Below are 14514 nucleotides of genomic sequence, written 5' to 3'. Positions count from 1 at the left end.
CGTCCCACCTCCAAGCGGGCTGATACACTACGAGAGGAACTTAACTCTCGCCAGCAAGCTCCTCGATGAGGCAGGATATCCAGTCTCCAGCAATGGAACGAGATTCACAATCGAGCTGCTAACAAGACCAGAAGCAGATGAGCAGATAATTGCACAGCTAGTCAAGGACCAGCTAAAGGATGTAGGGATAAATGTAGTCATAAAGAGCGTGGATTTCGCTACATGGCTGAATCTTCAGGCGAATGGTCAGTATCAAATAGCTACGAGCAAATACTGGCTATCTCCCCTTTGGACATATCAGCTCTTCGATTCTGCCTGGATAGGAAAGGGCCCATTCACAAACGTCATGTACTACAACAATTCTAAAGTAGATAGCTTGCTTGACGCTTGGATGAAGGAATCGGATCCAAATAAACAGATAGCCTATCTTCAGCAGGTTGAGCTGTACATAAACAAGGATCTGCCGGAAATAGTTCTCTACAGAGTGCCATGGGTCAACGTCTTCTCTGCTGATTTTGCTGGAAGCGATATTCCGCTTAGAGGAAAATGGTACTTTGCAGATCAGCTTCTGAATATCTATTATTTGCCTTTGCAAACTAAAACAACAACTGCTGCTCAACAAACTACAACAACTACTTCTCCAACAACAACACAAACAACCACACAGACTACAACAACAGCTCAAGCATCGACAATCATATCTAGTTCCGGATTATGGATAGCCGTATTGTTGATCATTATAGTTAGTGTGGGAGCATTTACCTTCCTCCTCAAGAGGAAGAGATAAAGAAATTTCTCTTTTTCCCAGCGAATGATTACTAAAGGTGAAGGAAGATGGGATGGGGAAAAAAATACAGTGGATACAAGTCATGGCAGTTTTTGGAAGAAAACAAGGACTATAAATCTTTCAAGCTCGCTAAGGTGATAGGAAGGGTTCCATCGTCGAAGGTCGATCTCTCCAAGTCAGAAGAGGAGAGAGTGCAATCAATTATTGAGAAAAACATACTTATTTCTGCACACGATCACACGGAGATATTCCCAGAGGATCCCTCAGAATTTGTTGAGCACTCCCGTTCAGGAAGACCCTTTATTGGCTACGAAGGTCTTGCTCTCTCTGGTTTGGATGCAGTTTTTGAGAACATGATGGATGGCACGGCTCTCATGTTCTCACCCGATTCATGGCATTGGGAAAACGTAGTGCACCAGATCGGCATTTGGCAGGCTGACATCGATCACCAGGATCTTGTGTTCATTGCAAGAAAAGTGGAAGATATAGAGAGGGCATTCAGAGAGGGAAAGATAGCCATGGTGATTTCTCTGGAAAGCCCACCGAAGATCGGAGAAGATCTGACAAAGCTCGACGTTCTATATGGTCTTGGGGTTAGAGTGATGGGGGTAGTCTATAGCAAAAATAATGAATTTGGAAGCGGTCTAGCGGACGTGCATGACAGGGGGCTCACGGATCTCGGTTATTCACTTGTGGAGAGGCTCAACAAACTAGGTGTCCTGATCGATGTTTCCCATGCGAGCGACAAAACAAGCATTGATGTGATTGAGGCTTCGAAATATCCAGTAGTTGTTACTCATGCCGGAGCCAGAGCTCTCTGGCCCTCTCGCAGGATGAAGCCTGATGAGGTGATCTATGCTATAGCTGAGAAGGGAGGGTTCTTTGCAATTGAGGCTGCTCCGCATACGACCATAACAAGAAATCATCCAAAACATAGCCTGGAAAGCATAATGGAGCACTTCCAATATGTGGAGAAGCTGGTTGGCATAGATTACGTTGCTTTTGGTCCTGATACACTGTTTGGTGATCATGTTGCCCTTCATAAGGTATTTGCAGAGTACCTCTCGATAAAGGCAAGCAGCGAGGAGGGGCTTCCGCCTTATGAGAAGGTACCATTCGTCGATGGGCTGGAGAATCCATCGGAGTTCCCAAATATTATTAGGTGGCTAGTTAAGCATGGATACTCAGACGATGAAATAGCTAAGGTCATCGGAGGAAATATACTCAGAGTGCTTAAGGCAGCGTGGAAGCAGTGATGGGAATTACAACTGAAAGCCTCGCTCTCATGGCAAGTAATATTGGAAAATAAAAATCATTTTTTCTGTACATCTCTATGAACGAAAGCTCTTCTAACCTCTTCTCCCACTTCTATTAGGAAGAGCTCCAGAAATGGCTTCACCCTTCCTCTTATTAGATGTCCTCCTGCTGAGCTCTCCCTTCCTGTTGCTATTGACACGTGTATATGCGTTGCAATCTTTCCATCGCTCCTCACAAAGTAATTTCCAATTATTGAAACGCCCTCCAAATTCACATTGTCTGTGCTTGTGTATTTGTTTACAGCGTATTCTCTTGTAGTTGGATTCAGGATTCCAAGTTCCAAGCTCTCGAAGCCTCCAATTCCCATTACCATTCCTCCCTTCAATCCAAGCTTCTCTATCTCCCTTTCAAGCTCTTCTGGAAATGAGGAACCTTCCGGTATTTTTAGAACCTTTATTGCAAAGGAGCTACTCACCTTCCTCACCATCCGAACAAGACTTCAAGAAAATACCTTATGGAGCACAATATAAAAAACATTTTTCAAATATAGCACAATGGGAGAAATTACAATCTCGAAAGCCTCGCCCCTTAGGGCGGGGATGGTGTGGTAAGGTTTATAAGCTCTGTATTCTCTAATGTGTTCTTGGGATAGCCGTGGAGGGCTACTCTCAGGCGTGGTTTGAGTTTAGGAGCACTAGGCATGCTAGGTACTGGTGTGGCTACCACTTTGTGTGGATTCCTAAGTACCGTAGAGGTGTTCTCGTAGGCGAAGTTGCCGAATACACTAAAGAGGTACTGAGGCAGATACTTCTTGAGCTCGGATGCGAGTCTATAGCTATCGAGGTGCTACCGGACCATGTTCATGTGTTCTGCTCATGCCCTCCACGGCTATCCCCAGCCTATGTGGTGAACTACCTCAAGGGTAAGAGCGCTAGGAGGATACTGCAAAAATTCCCGGAGCTGAAGGCTGGTGCTACTAGAGGTAAGCTATGGTCTAGAAGCTACTTCGTAGCAACAGTTGGTAGTGTGTCAGCAGATGCTGTCAAGAGGTATGTGGAGGAGCAGTGGGAGAAAGAGAGATGAGGAGAACAGCAGTACTGAGAATAGCACCAGATAGAGATTCAGAGAACAAGCTCAAGCTACTTTGCTCGTTGTCAGCTAAGCTATGGAACGAAGTCAACTACGCTAGGAGGAGAATGTTCTTCGAGGAGAAGAGAGTAGACTTGAGAACAACGTATAGAGAGTTCTACGAGAATTACAAAGCTTTGATAGGTTCAGCTACAGCTCAGCAGGTCCTGAACAAGAACGATGAAGCTTGGAGAAGCTTCTTCTCACTACTGAAAGCGAAGAAAGAATGTAAGCTACCACCGTTCGTAAAGAAAGTGAATCCACCGGGGTATAGGAAGAGAGGCGGGTCGAGGGAGCTGTGGTGTGTTCTCAGGAACGATCAGTACAGGTTCGATGGAGAATACATTGTATTCAAGGGATTGGGTGCGATCGGGAGCATCAGAGTGAGGTACATCGGTAGAGTAAACGTTAGAGGTAAGCAGGGAAGGGCTGAGATACGCTACGACAGTGATGAAAGGAAGTGGTACATACATGTAGTGTTCGAGGTCTCTGAGAAGCTGGTTAAGGAAAAATGGGTTGAGGTACCAATGAACCCCTTGAGAGATAAAGTTGCTGGAGTAGATATTGGTATAAACAACCTGCTAGCAGTATATGTAGAGGATGGTTCTGCTCTACTCGTTTCGGGTAGACCTTTGAAGAGCACTAGCTTCTACTGGAGGAAGAAGATAGCGGATTACCAGTCCACTTTGAACAGGTACGGGTTGAGAACCTCCAGGAGGCTTAGGAGAATGTACAAAAAGTGGAGGAGGCAGGTGAAGAACTACATCAACTGGGCTGTGAGGAACACTGTGGAGTGGTTGTACTGGAGAGGAGTATCAAGAGTGATAGTTGGCTATCCAAAGTACATTGCTCAGAACAGCAGTAAAAGCTCCAAGATCAACTTCGAGGTGGTTCACACATGGACATATGGGTATCTGCTAATGAGAATTGCCGAAGTTGGAGAAGAGTACGGTATCAGAGTAGAGCTTGTCAGCGAAGAGAGCACATCCACCACCTGTCCACTATGCAAAGCGAAAAACCAGGACCATAAGAGAGTATACAGAGGATTATTCAAGTGCTATAAACACAGCAAAGTATTCAACGCGGACCTAGTCGGAGCATACAATGTTCTGCTCAAAGCAAAAACCATACCCCCGAGCCCCGCTCTACACGGGGTAGGGGTAACGAGCCCGAGACCAGGCGTGGATCTGAACCTGACGAGAGCCGGGAATGTAGCTCCAAACCTCCCCGAAACCCTCGCACTTTAGGGCGGGGAGGAGGTCAGCTTGTTCAAGTATATACAAAATTCATTTGAATAAATCTTTTTTAATTTAAAAAAAAGAAAGAGTCGAATAGCTTCAATTAAATAAGCAGAAAGCTCAGATAATAGGGTGGCGCCTGTAGTGAGTTTTGGCAATAAAGACAAAGATATGTGTGATAAAATGGGTAAAGAAGAGAAGGAGAAGTGCGCTATAAGACTTCTTGTCGCTGGAAGCCCCAACGTTGGGAAGAGCACATTTTTCAACACAGTTACTGGAAAGACAGTATCTGTAGCAAATTGGCCAGGAACCACAGTTGAAAAGAAGGAGGCAGTAATCGAATATGAAGGGACAAAAATGTGCCTCACAGATCTTCCTGGAATTTACAATCTCTTCTCAATTTCCCTAGAAGAGGAAATAACTCTGAGGGAACTGCTCTTTGGAAAGTACGATGCAGTAATAATTTTTGTTGACAGCCTAAGCATGACTAAGTCGCTCTACTTTGCTATTCAAGTTCTTGAACTTACCACTAAGGCAGTCATAGCTTTAACCAAGTTCGATGAGGCTCACTCGCATGGAGTTCACGTGAGAATAGATGGCTTATCTCAGGCGCTGGGAGTTCAAGTTATACCAATTTCCTCAATAACTGGTCTTGGCATAAATAGGCTGCTGGAGGAATCAATCAGGATTGCTAGAAGAGAACAAGCGGATAAAGGACTCGAGATTCACTATCCTACTCTGGAAGATTCAATAAGAAAAATAGAGGAGGAGCTTGAACGCAGAAAGGTTGAAACGAACTGGGGGAATAGATGGACAGCCATAAAACTGATCGAGCAGGAAAACCTTGTTTCTAGCTATATTTTTGAGAAATATGGAGAGGATATGAGAATAGTTGTTGAGAAAGAAGTGAAAGACTACATAGAAAAATACAATCGGTCTCCAAGAGATGCATTGATCAACTACAGGTATGATGTTGTAGAAAAGCTCATACAGAAATATGTCAGGACAACAGAGGTTTCAAGAAAGGAAAGCTCAACATTAGAGAAAGTAATGCAAAGTCCATTTCTCTCGCTAATTTTCTCTGCCCTGATATACTTTGGAGTTTTCTTTGTTGCATTCACAATAAATACAGGCTTTCCCCTGAATGTATTTCTCAGAAGCCTTGGAAGGCCCGAATGGGGGGAAGCGCTGGAGAGCTACAGCATAAGTGGCATTCTCTCCTTGACATTCAGTTATTTAGCATCCATATCCCAGAAATTGATGAGTGGACATTTCCCTGAAGTCATCGTCTCTCTCGTTTCGCAGGGAATAATTCCTGGGGTAGGCTCTGTTCTGAGCTTCCTCCCTCTCATAATGATATCCATAGCATTCCTAGGAGCGCTGGAAGATTCAGGATTGGGAGTTAGAATGGCTATAGCATTTGATTCGCTGCTGAACAAATTTGGTCTGACAGGGAGAAGCGCTTTTCCCCTCCTTCTTGGACTTGGCTGCAATATTCCAGCAGTGCTTTCAACGAGAGGGATCGAAGATAGCATTGAGAGGAAGGCGTTGATATATTCGATACCCTTCATTCCATGCCAGGCAAGACTTGTCATCATCATAGCATTTACAGCAGCTTTGTTCAGCTCTCCCATTCTTGGAGCGGCTGCTGTTACATCAGTATACATAATATCAATATTGGTGGCAATGCTCACTGCCAGAATTCTGACGGGACTTCTTGCTAAAGGAAGAGAAGAAGGGCAAGGGCTGATCATAGAGATCCCCCCGCTCCATAGACCTATATGGAGGGTCATCTGGTGGCATGTTTGGGACAATTCAAAGCATTTTCTGAAAAAAGCAGGAACCATAATACTGGCTCTTTCAGTCCTGATATGGGTGAGCCTGAACTTCACTCCATCGCTTACTCAAGCAAGCACAGTTGATGAGAGCATTTCCTACACAATCTCCCAAGCCCTGTCTCCCATAGGAAAGCTATATGGCTTGAGTGAGGACTCCGCCTGGAAAACTGCATTTATGTTCCTGAATGGCTTCATTGCCAAGGAAAGCTTCATTGAAGCAATCACCCTATTCAATCCTAGCGCCCAGAGCTTGAACGATGCAGTCGCTTCCATGGGATATGAACCATTGCAGGCTTTTTCCATCTTGATAGCAGCAACGCTCTACACCCCCTGCCTTGCTACTGTTGCAACTATGTACAGTGAGACGAGGAGTCTAAAGGGCGTGTTACTGCAAATGAGTTATTCCATTCTGGTAGCTATAGCTATAAGCTATACTGCCTACATGCTTCTGAGAATTATTTAGAGAATTTTCTTGAATCTACTACAGCTCTCTCGTGAACTCCATATCCAATAATTTTCCCTCTGCACTCTGCCTGCACATAGAAAACAATTCTATTACCAGCTGTGTTCACAATCCTGGATTCAACTTCAACAGCATCACCCTCATATGCTGGAGCTACGTGATATATGTCCAGATGAACTCCAACAGTTGTTTTCCCCTCTTCTACGAGCTTCCCTGCAAGATCTTTGCTTACCTTTTCCATGAAGGCTATTAAGCTTGGGGTGGAGAGAACTTCAACATCACCAGACCCAATTCTCGACGCTAAGTGCTCCTTTCCGACAACGAAGCTCTCTCTATGTGATCTCTTCTCTTTCTCCATATTTTCACCTACATTAATATACAACCCCCTGTATACTTAAGAATCATGGTGCTGGATCTTGGAGCAGCTGAGAGAACTTGTTGGGCCTGGAGAAATTGCATCAATAGCGAGCTATCTTTCTTCAATTCATAGAATACAGGGAAGTCCTGGAATACTAGAAGTCGGAAGAGCAATATCAGATTTCCTTAGCGATAACGGGATAGACTCAGAAATACACATTTTTCAACACGATAGCTCTCTCTTCCCATACGATTCTGATCTAGTAGCATGGAAGATAGAGGATTCAGCTCTGAGGATTTTGAGCCCAACTAGGATGGAGATTTCTACATTTCTATCCATTCCTACCTCTGTGGTTGCTCACTCCCCTCCAGGATCATTCTCTGGAGAGATTGCAATTCTAGAGCGAGGAAGGAAAGAGAAGCAAGGCTTTGAAAACAGGATTCTTCTGGCTCGAGACTTCAGCTTTGAATCATATTTGGCAGCGGTCAATGGAGGAGCGCAAGCAATAATTTTCTACAGAAGAACTGGCTCTCCAACAGCTTTTCCCTACTTCTCTCTCTTCCCAAGTCACGAAGATCTTAATCTAATGAAGATTCCAGCTCTAACGATATCGAGGCTAATGGCCGAGAAAATTGAAGGTTGGATTGAAAGAGGGAGAAAAGTTGAAGTAGAAGGCTTTGTTAATTCCAAATATGGAGAAGTAGCATCTATACCAGTTGTAGAAACGGCCTTCGGTGAGGACGGCTATGAATATCATCTTACTGCTCACATGTGCCATCCAGGTCTCACTGTGAACGATAATATAAGCGGGGTAGCTGGGTTAATAGCGGCGGCCCTTTCAATGAAGAGGGCCAATCTTGAGGAGAAGATTTTGAACAGGAGGCTGGTCTTTCTGTGGGTCCCAGAGTTCAGTGGCACGATTGCATATTTGCGCACAGCCATAGGAAGGAGGAAAATAATGGGAGCAATCAACCTTGACATGATAGGTGAAATTGAGGAACTGAGTGGTTCCTCTCTCAACTTCATTCGGCCTCCCATTCACTTGCTCTCCTCCATGGAGCCGGTGCTTCTCAAAGAGCTATTCCGCTCTCTTCCAAAAAGCAGGAGCTTCAGCTCTCCGAGCGAAATCCCATTGAGGAAATTCTGGATAACCAATTATGAAGCTGGAAGCGACCATGACATTTACATATCCATGGGTATACCTGCAGTTATGATAAACAGCTGGCCCGATAGATTCTATCATTCCAGCGAGGATACTATGGAGAAATTCGATCCCAGATCGTCCATATTCATAGGAGTTGCTGCTCTTAAATCTGCAATCTCCAATGGCGAAGATGGATCCCTCTCAAGCTATTTTAGTCTAGTAAGTGGCCTCGACTTGCTCAAAGCTAGTGCTGAGGCAGCTCCGTACGTGAGATCCTTGTACTGCATAAAGGCAGAGGAGCTCGGCTTATCCATGGAGGGATGCTATGGAAAGGCCTCGAATTTAACTATTCCAGAGCCCCTACTCAAGGTCACAATGACTGGCTATCCAAATAACAGGCTCATGAGGCGTAAGCTATCCTCGGAGGACTATGAAAAGATAGTCGAGCTTCTGGAGAGCAAGCCCTGGTTAAGAACGATCAACGTCCTACTATCATCTATGCTAAAGTGGAGAGATGTTGGGATTGAGGGGGCTAGACGCATAGCTATGGGAGAGCTTGGAACAGCTGTTGATCCTGCAGACATGAGTATATTGATAAATGCGTGGAGATCTCTGGGGCTTATCAAATAAGCGAGCAGCAAGAACATTTGATCAGATCTCAAATTTTTCAGAGGAAGAGGGGGATGAGCCCCATTGTAATATAATTGACGAGGAGGAAGAACTCAGCATAGTCTGCGCTTAGCTTAATTTTCCCTCGAACAACTTTTGCTACGAATAGGCTGGAGAAGATTGATAGCTCAAGACCAGTTAGGAAGAGAAACGTCCATGTCTGTATTATGTTGAGATTGAGGAAAGAAGCACTCGGCAGACTGCTGCTAGCTATGGAGGATATGAGATAAATTAGAAAGACACCTCCACCCTCAAATATTGCGAGGGATAGAAGGGAAATGTAAAAATAGAGGGCAAGTGAAGTCCTTCTAACATCAGCAAAGAGCATGAGCTTTCTAACGAAGTCTCTTGCTAAAAGGAGGACATCGCCAGCTCTGGGCCCAGCCTGTGAGGAAGGAATAAGGGCCTTTATTGATTCAGAGACAAGCTTCGGCAGTCCTGAGGATGATCTCTTTACGGCATTCTCAAAAGAACCACCCATCTCTACCTCCGATATAGCATTTTTCAACTTATTTTTAAGCCCTTCTGATGGGACGAACCTAACGGCTCTCCTCATTGAATCGAGAACATTTGAGCCTGTTTTCGTTCCTACAGATACCATATCGAGAAATAGAACAATTCCCCTCATAGAATTTCCTTCTTCCCTAACTATTTTCCTGACTCTGAATGCTAGGGGGATCGATCCGATTATGAAAGCCAGGTTAAGGGAGGTAAGAACAATGTATGTTCTTTCCCTAGCAAAAGGATTTGCACTGAAGAGAGAGGAAAGGAAGCGCTCAAACAACTGCCAAGAAAGAATGAAGGTCAATGCTGAAAGGGCGAGAGCCATAGCTATGTTGAATAGGCCGATCTCAAACGCACTTCTTTCTTTATTTCTATTCATCGTTATCCTCAATCCATAGCCACCTCCCTCAATATCATGTCAGCTAGAAGAATAAGAATAGCAAATATTGCTGGGAGGACTCCAAAGTCAAAAAGAAGAACTGTTTGATATATATTGAGCTGGCTTCCGCTGAAGGAACCACTCATCATCAGCATTATGATCAAAAGAAAGGGAAATATGAGCGCTATTATTATGTAGCTCTCAATGAGAACGCCTAGCCTATCTATGACATTTCTCACCTTGCCCTCCATTGTCGAGAGAAGATCCTCCAGAAAGCCCTGAAGATATTCTGCTAGACCCACACCTGTTAAAGAAATGCTGGAAAGCCCCTCATATAGGATCGCCATTGTCCTAGATGGAATGAGCTCGCTCTCTCTGGATAGGGAATCCCTGAGATCCATTCCGGAATTAACTCTCCTTATTATCCTTCTGAAAGAAGCGCGGATCTCTTTTGATGAGATCAATTTCTCCGATGCTATAAGGGACTCGAAGAGGTTTGGGTTGCTGAGAGCAGCTGCAGAGAGAGTTATAATAGCGAAGAGTGCCCCCTCCTCAATCTTTGATCTCATTTCTCTTGCTTTTAGCACAGGAGCGAAGATCGATATGCCGAAGGCAGCTGAGCCTACCGCCAATGAGAGTAGAAAAGAGAGCAGAAATGAGAAATATGCTGGTACACCGAGATGGATGAAGTAGAAAAGAAAGGAAAATATGAAAATTCCAAGGAAAGTGATCCCAGAAATCAGCAATGAGAGAGATACATAGTATTCCATAGGAAGGGGAAAATCAATGAGCTCAAGATAGCGATTGAGCCATGGCAATCTAGAAAATATGTCCCGAGTAAGAGGGAAGGAACCAATCATTCTGTGAGCATATAGAGCAGCCCTCTCAAGGAGCTCTCTCTCCAAGCACCCTCACTCCTCCTTGACTCCCTCGAACATCTCAATAGCCCTCTCAGGATTCAGTGAGTATTCTTCTATGGCTCTTGAGACTTCGTCTGGAAGATCAATGCCCTTTGCTGCAAGGGTCGAGAGGAATCTCTCTCTTCTTGCCAGCTCATTTTTCAACTCGCTCACGCTGAGACCAGTTAGCTCAGAGATTTTGTTTAACCCTGGCAGTATCTCAGCTTCAATCCATTCATCTCTCTCCAGATCATAGTGAAATGAGGATGAAGCATTTATGCTGTCAGTTGAGGGATCATAGGAAACTATATCAATAACGTCGGAGACTTTTCGCACAATTCCACCCTCTTTGTATATGCTTTTCATGAATATCATTGTGTTCACCAGCGGAATCATGCTTCTTGGAATGTTCAAGGGTTGACTTTCAAGTCTCCTTATTATTTGTTGAAATGATTCAGCATGTATTGTTCCAAGACCGCCATGTCCAAGAGAAATTGCCTGGAAAAACGTATAGGCCTCTTCCCCTCTTACCTCACCAACTACTATATAGTCCGGCCTCTGTCTGAGACTGGACTTCAAAAGCTCATAGAGTGTTATGTTTGATATTCCTGGGGAAGTTGATGGCCTAACAATTAAGGGGACCCAATTCTCTCTATCCAATCGCAGCTCATTTGTTTCCTCAATTGACACAATCTTCTTTGCTGGAGGGATGAACATTATTATTGCATTGAGAAGGGTTGTCTTTCCGCTTGCCATTGGACCAGCTATCAGTATTGTTCTCATATGGGAAATTAGCAGCCATATGTAGGCTGCCATTCTTGGGGAAAGGGTTCTGAGTATGATAAGCCTCACAATGCTCAGTGGAACCTCTGCCCCCCTCCTGATTGTGAACGAGGATCCGCTTCTGGATATAACATCTAAGACAAGGTGAGCTCTATAGTTCTTAGGAGGCAGCGGCCCCTCAACTATTGGCGTGGCAAAAACCAGATCCTGTCCTGCCCTATATGCTAGTCTTCTGATAAAGGCTGTATAGCTCTCTTCGCTAGGAAAAATGACCGTTGTTGGCAGCCATCCGTATTTTATGTGATATACATAGATGGGGATTCCAGGTCCCGAGCTTGAAATGTCTTCTATGAATGGATCGTTCATGAGAACATCTATGCGCTCGTATCCCAAGTAATCTCTCTTCACATAGTACGAGATCTTGCTGAGAGATGGGGAATCTAGCTTTAGAAGAAGGACATCATTGGCTTCTTTGACCTTTTCCTCTACATCCTGCTGGAGCTTAGTCCATCTCTCTCTCAAATCTCTATGCGTGAAATATAGCCTTTTCATAACGTAATCTTTGACAGCACTGAGCGCCTCTAGCTCCTTCTCAGAGAGCTCAGGCTCAATGGGCCTGTAGAATATCCTGCTGCCCTCTCTATAGATCATTACAAATATGTTTTTTCCAACTTGATAGAAGTCAATTACCTCTCTTTCCTGCTCCTTTTCCTCCCTCTCTCTATCATCTGTTCCGTTCTCCACGAAAGAGACCCCTTTATTCAATGATTAGACATATCAAGTTATTCAAATTTGAACCGGTAGGTCCTGTTCTAATAGTGTATCCAGTAGAATCGAGCACAGAGAAGGAGTCATTGCTGTTCAACATTTGAATGACCTTTCTACCAAAGATCCTGACCAGCTCGCTCCATGTGTTCCAATCTGCAAATGCTCCAGCTGCATCGCTACTACCATCTTTACCATCAGTATCTATTGCGAAAGCAGATATTCCTCTTGCCCCATCAATCTCTCGAGAGAGCCATGCTATGAGCTCTGTAGCTCTTCCACCTTTTCCTCTTCCCCTCACCTTCACGCTTGGTTCTCCTGCAAGAATCAAAACAGCCGGTCTCTGAAACGACGTGAAGCCCTTTAGCGTGTCCAAAGCAACAGATGAAATAGCCTTAGCAAGCTCACGACTTTCTCCCTCAATCCTCGTTGTTAATACATATGCATTAAACCCGAGCTGTCTTGCCCTCTCCTCTACAGCCTTGGCCAAATCAAATGGGGATGCAACTATGTAATTCCATGTATTGGAGAAAATGTGGTCTCCAGGCTTCGGAGTCTCCTGAAGTTTGCCCATGGCACCATCTCTCAGCACCTTAAGAACTGCTGAAGGAACCTCTTCCTCCAGCTCATAGAACTTCAGGATCTCGAGAGCATCCTGGTAGGTTGTGGGATCGGGTGCAGTTGGACCACTTGCTATAAAGCTCTCATCGTTGCCTGGAACATCGCTCGCAATCAGTGCTATAACTTTCGCTGGATGAGCCAGCTCAGCGAGCCTTCCTCCCTTTACTGAAGAAATATGCTTTCTGACCGTGTTAACCTCCTTTATATTAGCTCCTGAGCTGAGAAGCAGGGAATATGTTCTAACCAACTCATCGAGCGATATTCCTTGAATGGGCTCCTCGACGAGAGAAGAGCCTCCGCCAGATATCAAGAAAATCGCAGTGTCGCTAGAACTCAATCCAGACAATGCCTCTTTTATCACTCTTGCTGCTAATATGCTCTTGTTGGATGGAACCGGATGGGAAGAAGGGATCACTGTTATATTGTCCTTGGGTTCCAGGAGAAGATTTTGGTCCTCAGGAAAAACCACAATAGCTTTGCTAACCCTTTCACCCATTACTTTCATCATAGATTTCGTCATGCTCTGAGAAGCTTTACCAAGCGCTATCAAAATCACTTTACCATTGTCAATTTCATGTGAGCCCAAAATCCTGCCTTCCCTGTTAGTGATAGTCAAGGTTCTTCCATCAAAGCTTAGCCTTTTTTCCAGCATGCTTCCTATGTCAAGTGCTCTGAGAGAGTGCTCGAGCAGGAGAGAAAGGTAAGCTGGCATATTTCTTCCAGTTTTGTACAAGGGACATCTCCTCACTCCAACTGAAGCTCATATGTTACATTTTTGGTTTCTATTTTTGATGCAGCCAGAGAGTTTGGGGGAGTGAACCTGCCATATACAGAGACTTCCTCCCCATCCTTTAGAAAGGCAATTCCGGGAAAATACACATTGACCCCCTTTTCCAAGCTGAAAACAGTTGTGTGCTCGTGGGCCATTCCTCCAAAAATTCCCCTCATCGTAAGAAGCTTTGGTTTTCCGCTAACTGTCCCTCTAACCACAACGAGACCAAATTTTCTCTTCGAGTAAAGCAGCTCACTTTGGCTTACCTCCTCATACACGGGCTTTTTTTCCTTGCCAGCCCGCCCTCTTCTGAAGAAGGACAAGATTGTTTGCCCTCATTCTTTCATAATATTCTCGCTTATTATTTAATCTAATCGTTGGAATATTTTTATGAGATATTCCTTTCCCTACTCTCATACTTTTATAATCCCATTATGCTAAAAAATAATTGGTAATCGCATCTCTAAGGGGCCGCAACTGAGCGCAAGCAATGAAGATCGATGGCCAATGAGAAGTACATTGGCCGCCGTAGCTCAGCTGGAAGAGCGCCGGACTGTGGATCCGGAGGTCCCGGGTTCAAACCCCGGCGGCGGCCCCTCCAATTCCTGAACTTGAAGGCATGGTGTCATAGCAATGGGTAAAATGAGGTTAACAATACCAAAAAAAGAAGATGATATGGAGAAAATTGTTCAAGAAGTAATGGAAACACATCCAGAAATGGAGCATGAACATGAGCATTCACATGAGCACGGTGAGGCTGATCTGGTTGATGCTCTAAATGCCATAGTTGATGCCATAAATCATCTTTCAATGCACATAGAGAACGTGGAGAAGAGGCTGAGCACTATAGAGAGAGAGCTGAGAGAGCTGAAGGAGAAGAGGGCTTCGAGTGGCTGAGCTCCTGAAGAG

The 14514-nt window shown here is 44.6% G+C and carries 14 protein-coding genes and 1 tRNA gene; 8 read left to right on the top strand and 7 right to left on the bottom strand.

The annotated features are described in order from the left end of the window. Together QXR92_03620 and QXR92_03615 are read left to right on the top strand one after the other, a co-directional pair. Positions 1-787 (top strand): ABC transporter substrate-binding protein (locus QXR92_03620; GenBank protein ID MEM0319092.1); only part of this gene is annotated, 787 nt, incomplete at its 5' end. A gap of 47 nt (positions 788-834) precedes the next feature. Next, positions 835-2043, top strand: a complete 1209-nt coding sequence (locus tag QXR92_03615; GenBank protein MEM0319091.1) for a membrane dipeptidase — start codon at positions 835-837, stop codon at positions 2041-2043. Positions 2044-2099: 56 nt separating this feature from the next. Here QXR92_03615 and QXR92_03610 read toward each other — a convergent pair whose 3' ends face one another. Then, on the bottom strand, positions 2100-2519 hold the full coding sequence (locus QXR92_03610) for a DUF296 domain-containing protein (GenBank protein ID MEM0319090.1): 420 nt from the start codon (positions 2517-2519) through the stop codon (positions 2100-2102). A gap of 179 nt (positions 2520-2698) precedes the next feature. On the opposite strand from QXR92_03610, the gene tnpA reads away from it, so the two are divergent. The 3 genes from tnpA to feoB all read left to right on the top strand — a co-directional run bounded on the left by tnpA (position 2699) and on the right by feoB (position 6711). Beyond that, the gene (gene tnpA / locus QXR92_03605; GenBank protein MEM0319089.1) at positions 2699-3127 is read left to right on the top strand and encodes an IS200/IS605 family transposase; all 429 of its coding nucleotides are present in this window, start codon (positions 2699-2701) and stop codon (positions 3125-3127) included. After that, entirely contained in the window at positions 3109-4419 is a 1311-nt protein-coding gene (locus QXR92_03600; protein ID MEM0319088.1) for a transposase, read from the top strand. Before tnpA ends, QXR92_03600 begins: the two co-directional genes overlap by 19 nt. 174 nt (positions 4420-4593) lie before the next feature. Continuing rightward, positions 4594-6711, top strand: coding sequence for a ferrous iron transport protein B (gene feoB, locus QXR92_03595; protein MEM0319087.1), 2118 nt, complete (start codon positions 4594-4596; stop codon positions 6709-6711). Here the strand turns inward: feoB and QXR92_03590 are convergent. Then, positions 6704-7069, bottom strand: a complete 366-nt coding sequence (locus QXR92_03590; GenBank protein MEM0319086.1) for a hotdog domain-containing protein — start codon at positions 7067-7069, stop codon at positions 6704-6706. The two genes, feoB and QXR92_03590, sit on opposite strands and share 8 nt — an antisense overlap. Positions 7070-7127: 58 nt before the next feature. Between QXR92_03590 and QXR92_03585 the strand changes: the two genes are divergently transcribed. Then, positions 7128-8843, top strand: coding sequence for a DUF4910 domain-containing protein (locus QXR92_03585; GenBank protein ID MEM0319085.1), 1716 nt, complete (start codon positions 7128-7130; stop codon positions 8841-8843). 37 nt (positions 8844-8880) lie between these two features. Here QXR92_03585 and QXR92_03580 read toward each other — a convergent pair whose 3' ends face one another. Genes QXR92_03580 through QXR92_03560 form a run of 5 tightly spaced genes read right to left on the bottom strand, consistent with a single transcriptional unit; the run spans position 8881 to position 13928 of the window. Beyond that, on the bottom strand, positions 8881-9777 hold the full coding sequence (locus QXR92_03580; protein MEM0319084.1) for a type II secretion system F family protein: 897 nt from the start codon (positions 9775-9777) through the stop codon (positions 8881-8883). Further along, positions 9774-10670 (bottom strand): type II secretion system F family protein, encoded by an 897-nt coding sequence (locus tag QXR92_03575; protein ID MEM0319083.1) that lies wholly within the window; start codon positions 10668-10670, stop codon positions 9774-9776. Before QXR92_03575 ends, QXR92_03580 begins: the two co-directional genes overlap by 4 nt. Before the next feature lie 6 nt (positions 10671-10676). Further along, positions 10677-12191: a type II/IV secretion system ATPase subunit gene (locus QXR92_03570; protein ID MEM0319082.1), complete on the bottom strand. Its 1515-nt coding sequence runs from the start codon at positions 12189-12191 to the stop codon at positions 10677-10679. A 13-nt stretch (positions 12192-12204) separates the two neighbouring features. Then, a complete protein-coding gene (locus QXR92_03565; GenBank protein MEM0319081.1) occupies positions 12205-13566 on the bottom strand; it encodes a glycerate kinase in 1362 nt (453 codons plus the stop codon). Positions 13567-13577: 11 nt separating this feature from the next. Then, positions 13578-13928 carry a hypothetical protein gene (locus QXR92_03560; GenBank protein MEM0319080.1) on the bottom strand — a complete coding sequence of 117 codons (351 nt, stop codon included), beginning with the start codon at positions 13926-13928 and terminating at the stop codon, positions 13578-13580. Positions 13929-14127: 199 nt separating this feature from the next. Between QXR92_03560 and QXR92_03555 the strand changes: the two genes are divergently transcribed. Both QXR92_03555 and QXR92_03550 read left to right on the top strand, forming a co-directional pair. After that, positions 14128-14200: transfer RNA gene (locus QXR92_03555), tRNA-His, on the top strand. Positions 14201-14238: 38 nt separating this feature from the next. Further along, entirely contained in the window at positions 14239-14502 is a 264-nt protein-coding gene (locus QXR92_03550) for a hypothetical protein (protein MEM0319079.1), read from the top strand. Positions 14503-14514: the final 12 nt, after the last annotated feature.

It is taken from the genome of Fervidicoccaceae archaeon (assembly GCA_038734945.1).
Classification (GTDB): domain Archaea; phylum Thermoproteota; class Thermoprotei_A; order Sulfolobales; family Fervidicoccaceae; genus ARK-14.
The sequence above is the reverse complement of the archived record's forward strand: the minus strand, read 5'-3'. Positions and strand labels throughout refer to the sequence as shown.

Excerpts from the sequence above, each read along its gene's own strand:
- QXR92_03590 (MEM0319086.1), bottom strand. The coding sequence starts at position 7,069 with ATGGAGAAAGAGAAGAGATCACATAGAGAGAGCTTCGTTGTCGGAAAG.
- QXR92_03550 (MEM0319079.1), top strand. The coding sequence starts at position 14,239 with ATGGGTAAAATGAGGTTAACAATACCAAAAAAAGAAGATGATATGGAG.
- QXR92_03615 (MEM0319091.1), top strand. The coding sequence starts at position 835 with ATGGGATGGGGAAAAAAATACAGTGGATACAAGTCATGGCAGTTTTTG.
- feoB (MEM0319087.1), top strand. The coding sequence starts at position 4,594 with ATGGGTAAAGAAGAGAAGGAGAAGTGCGCTATAAGACTTCTTGTCGCT.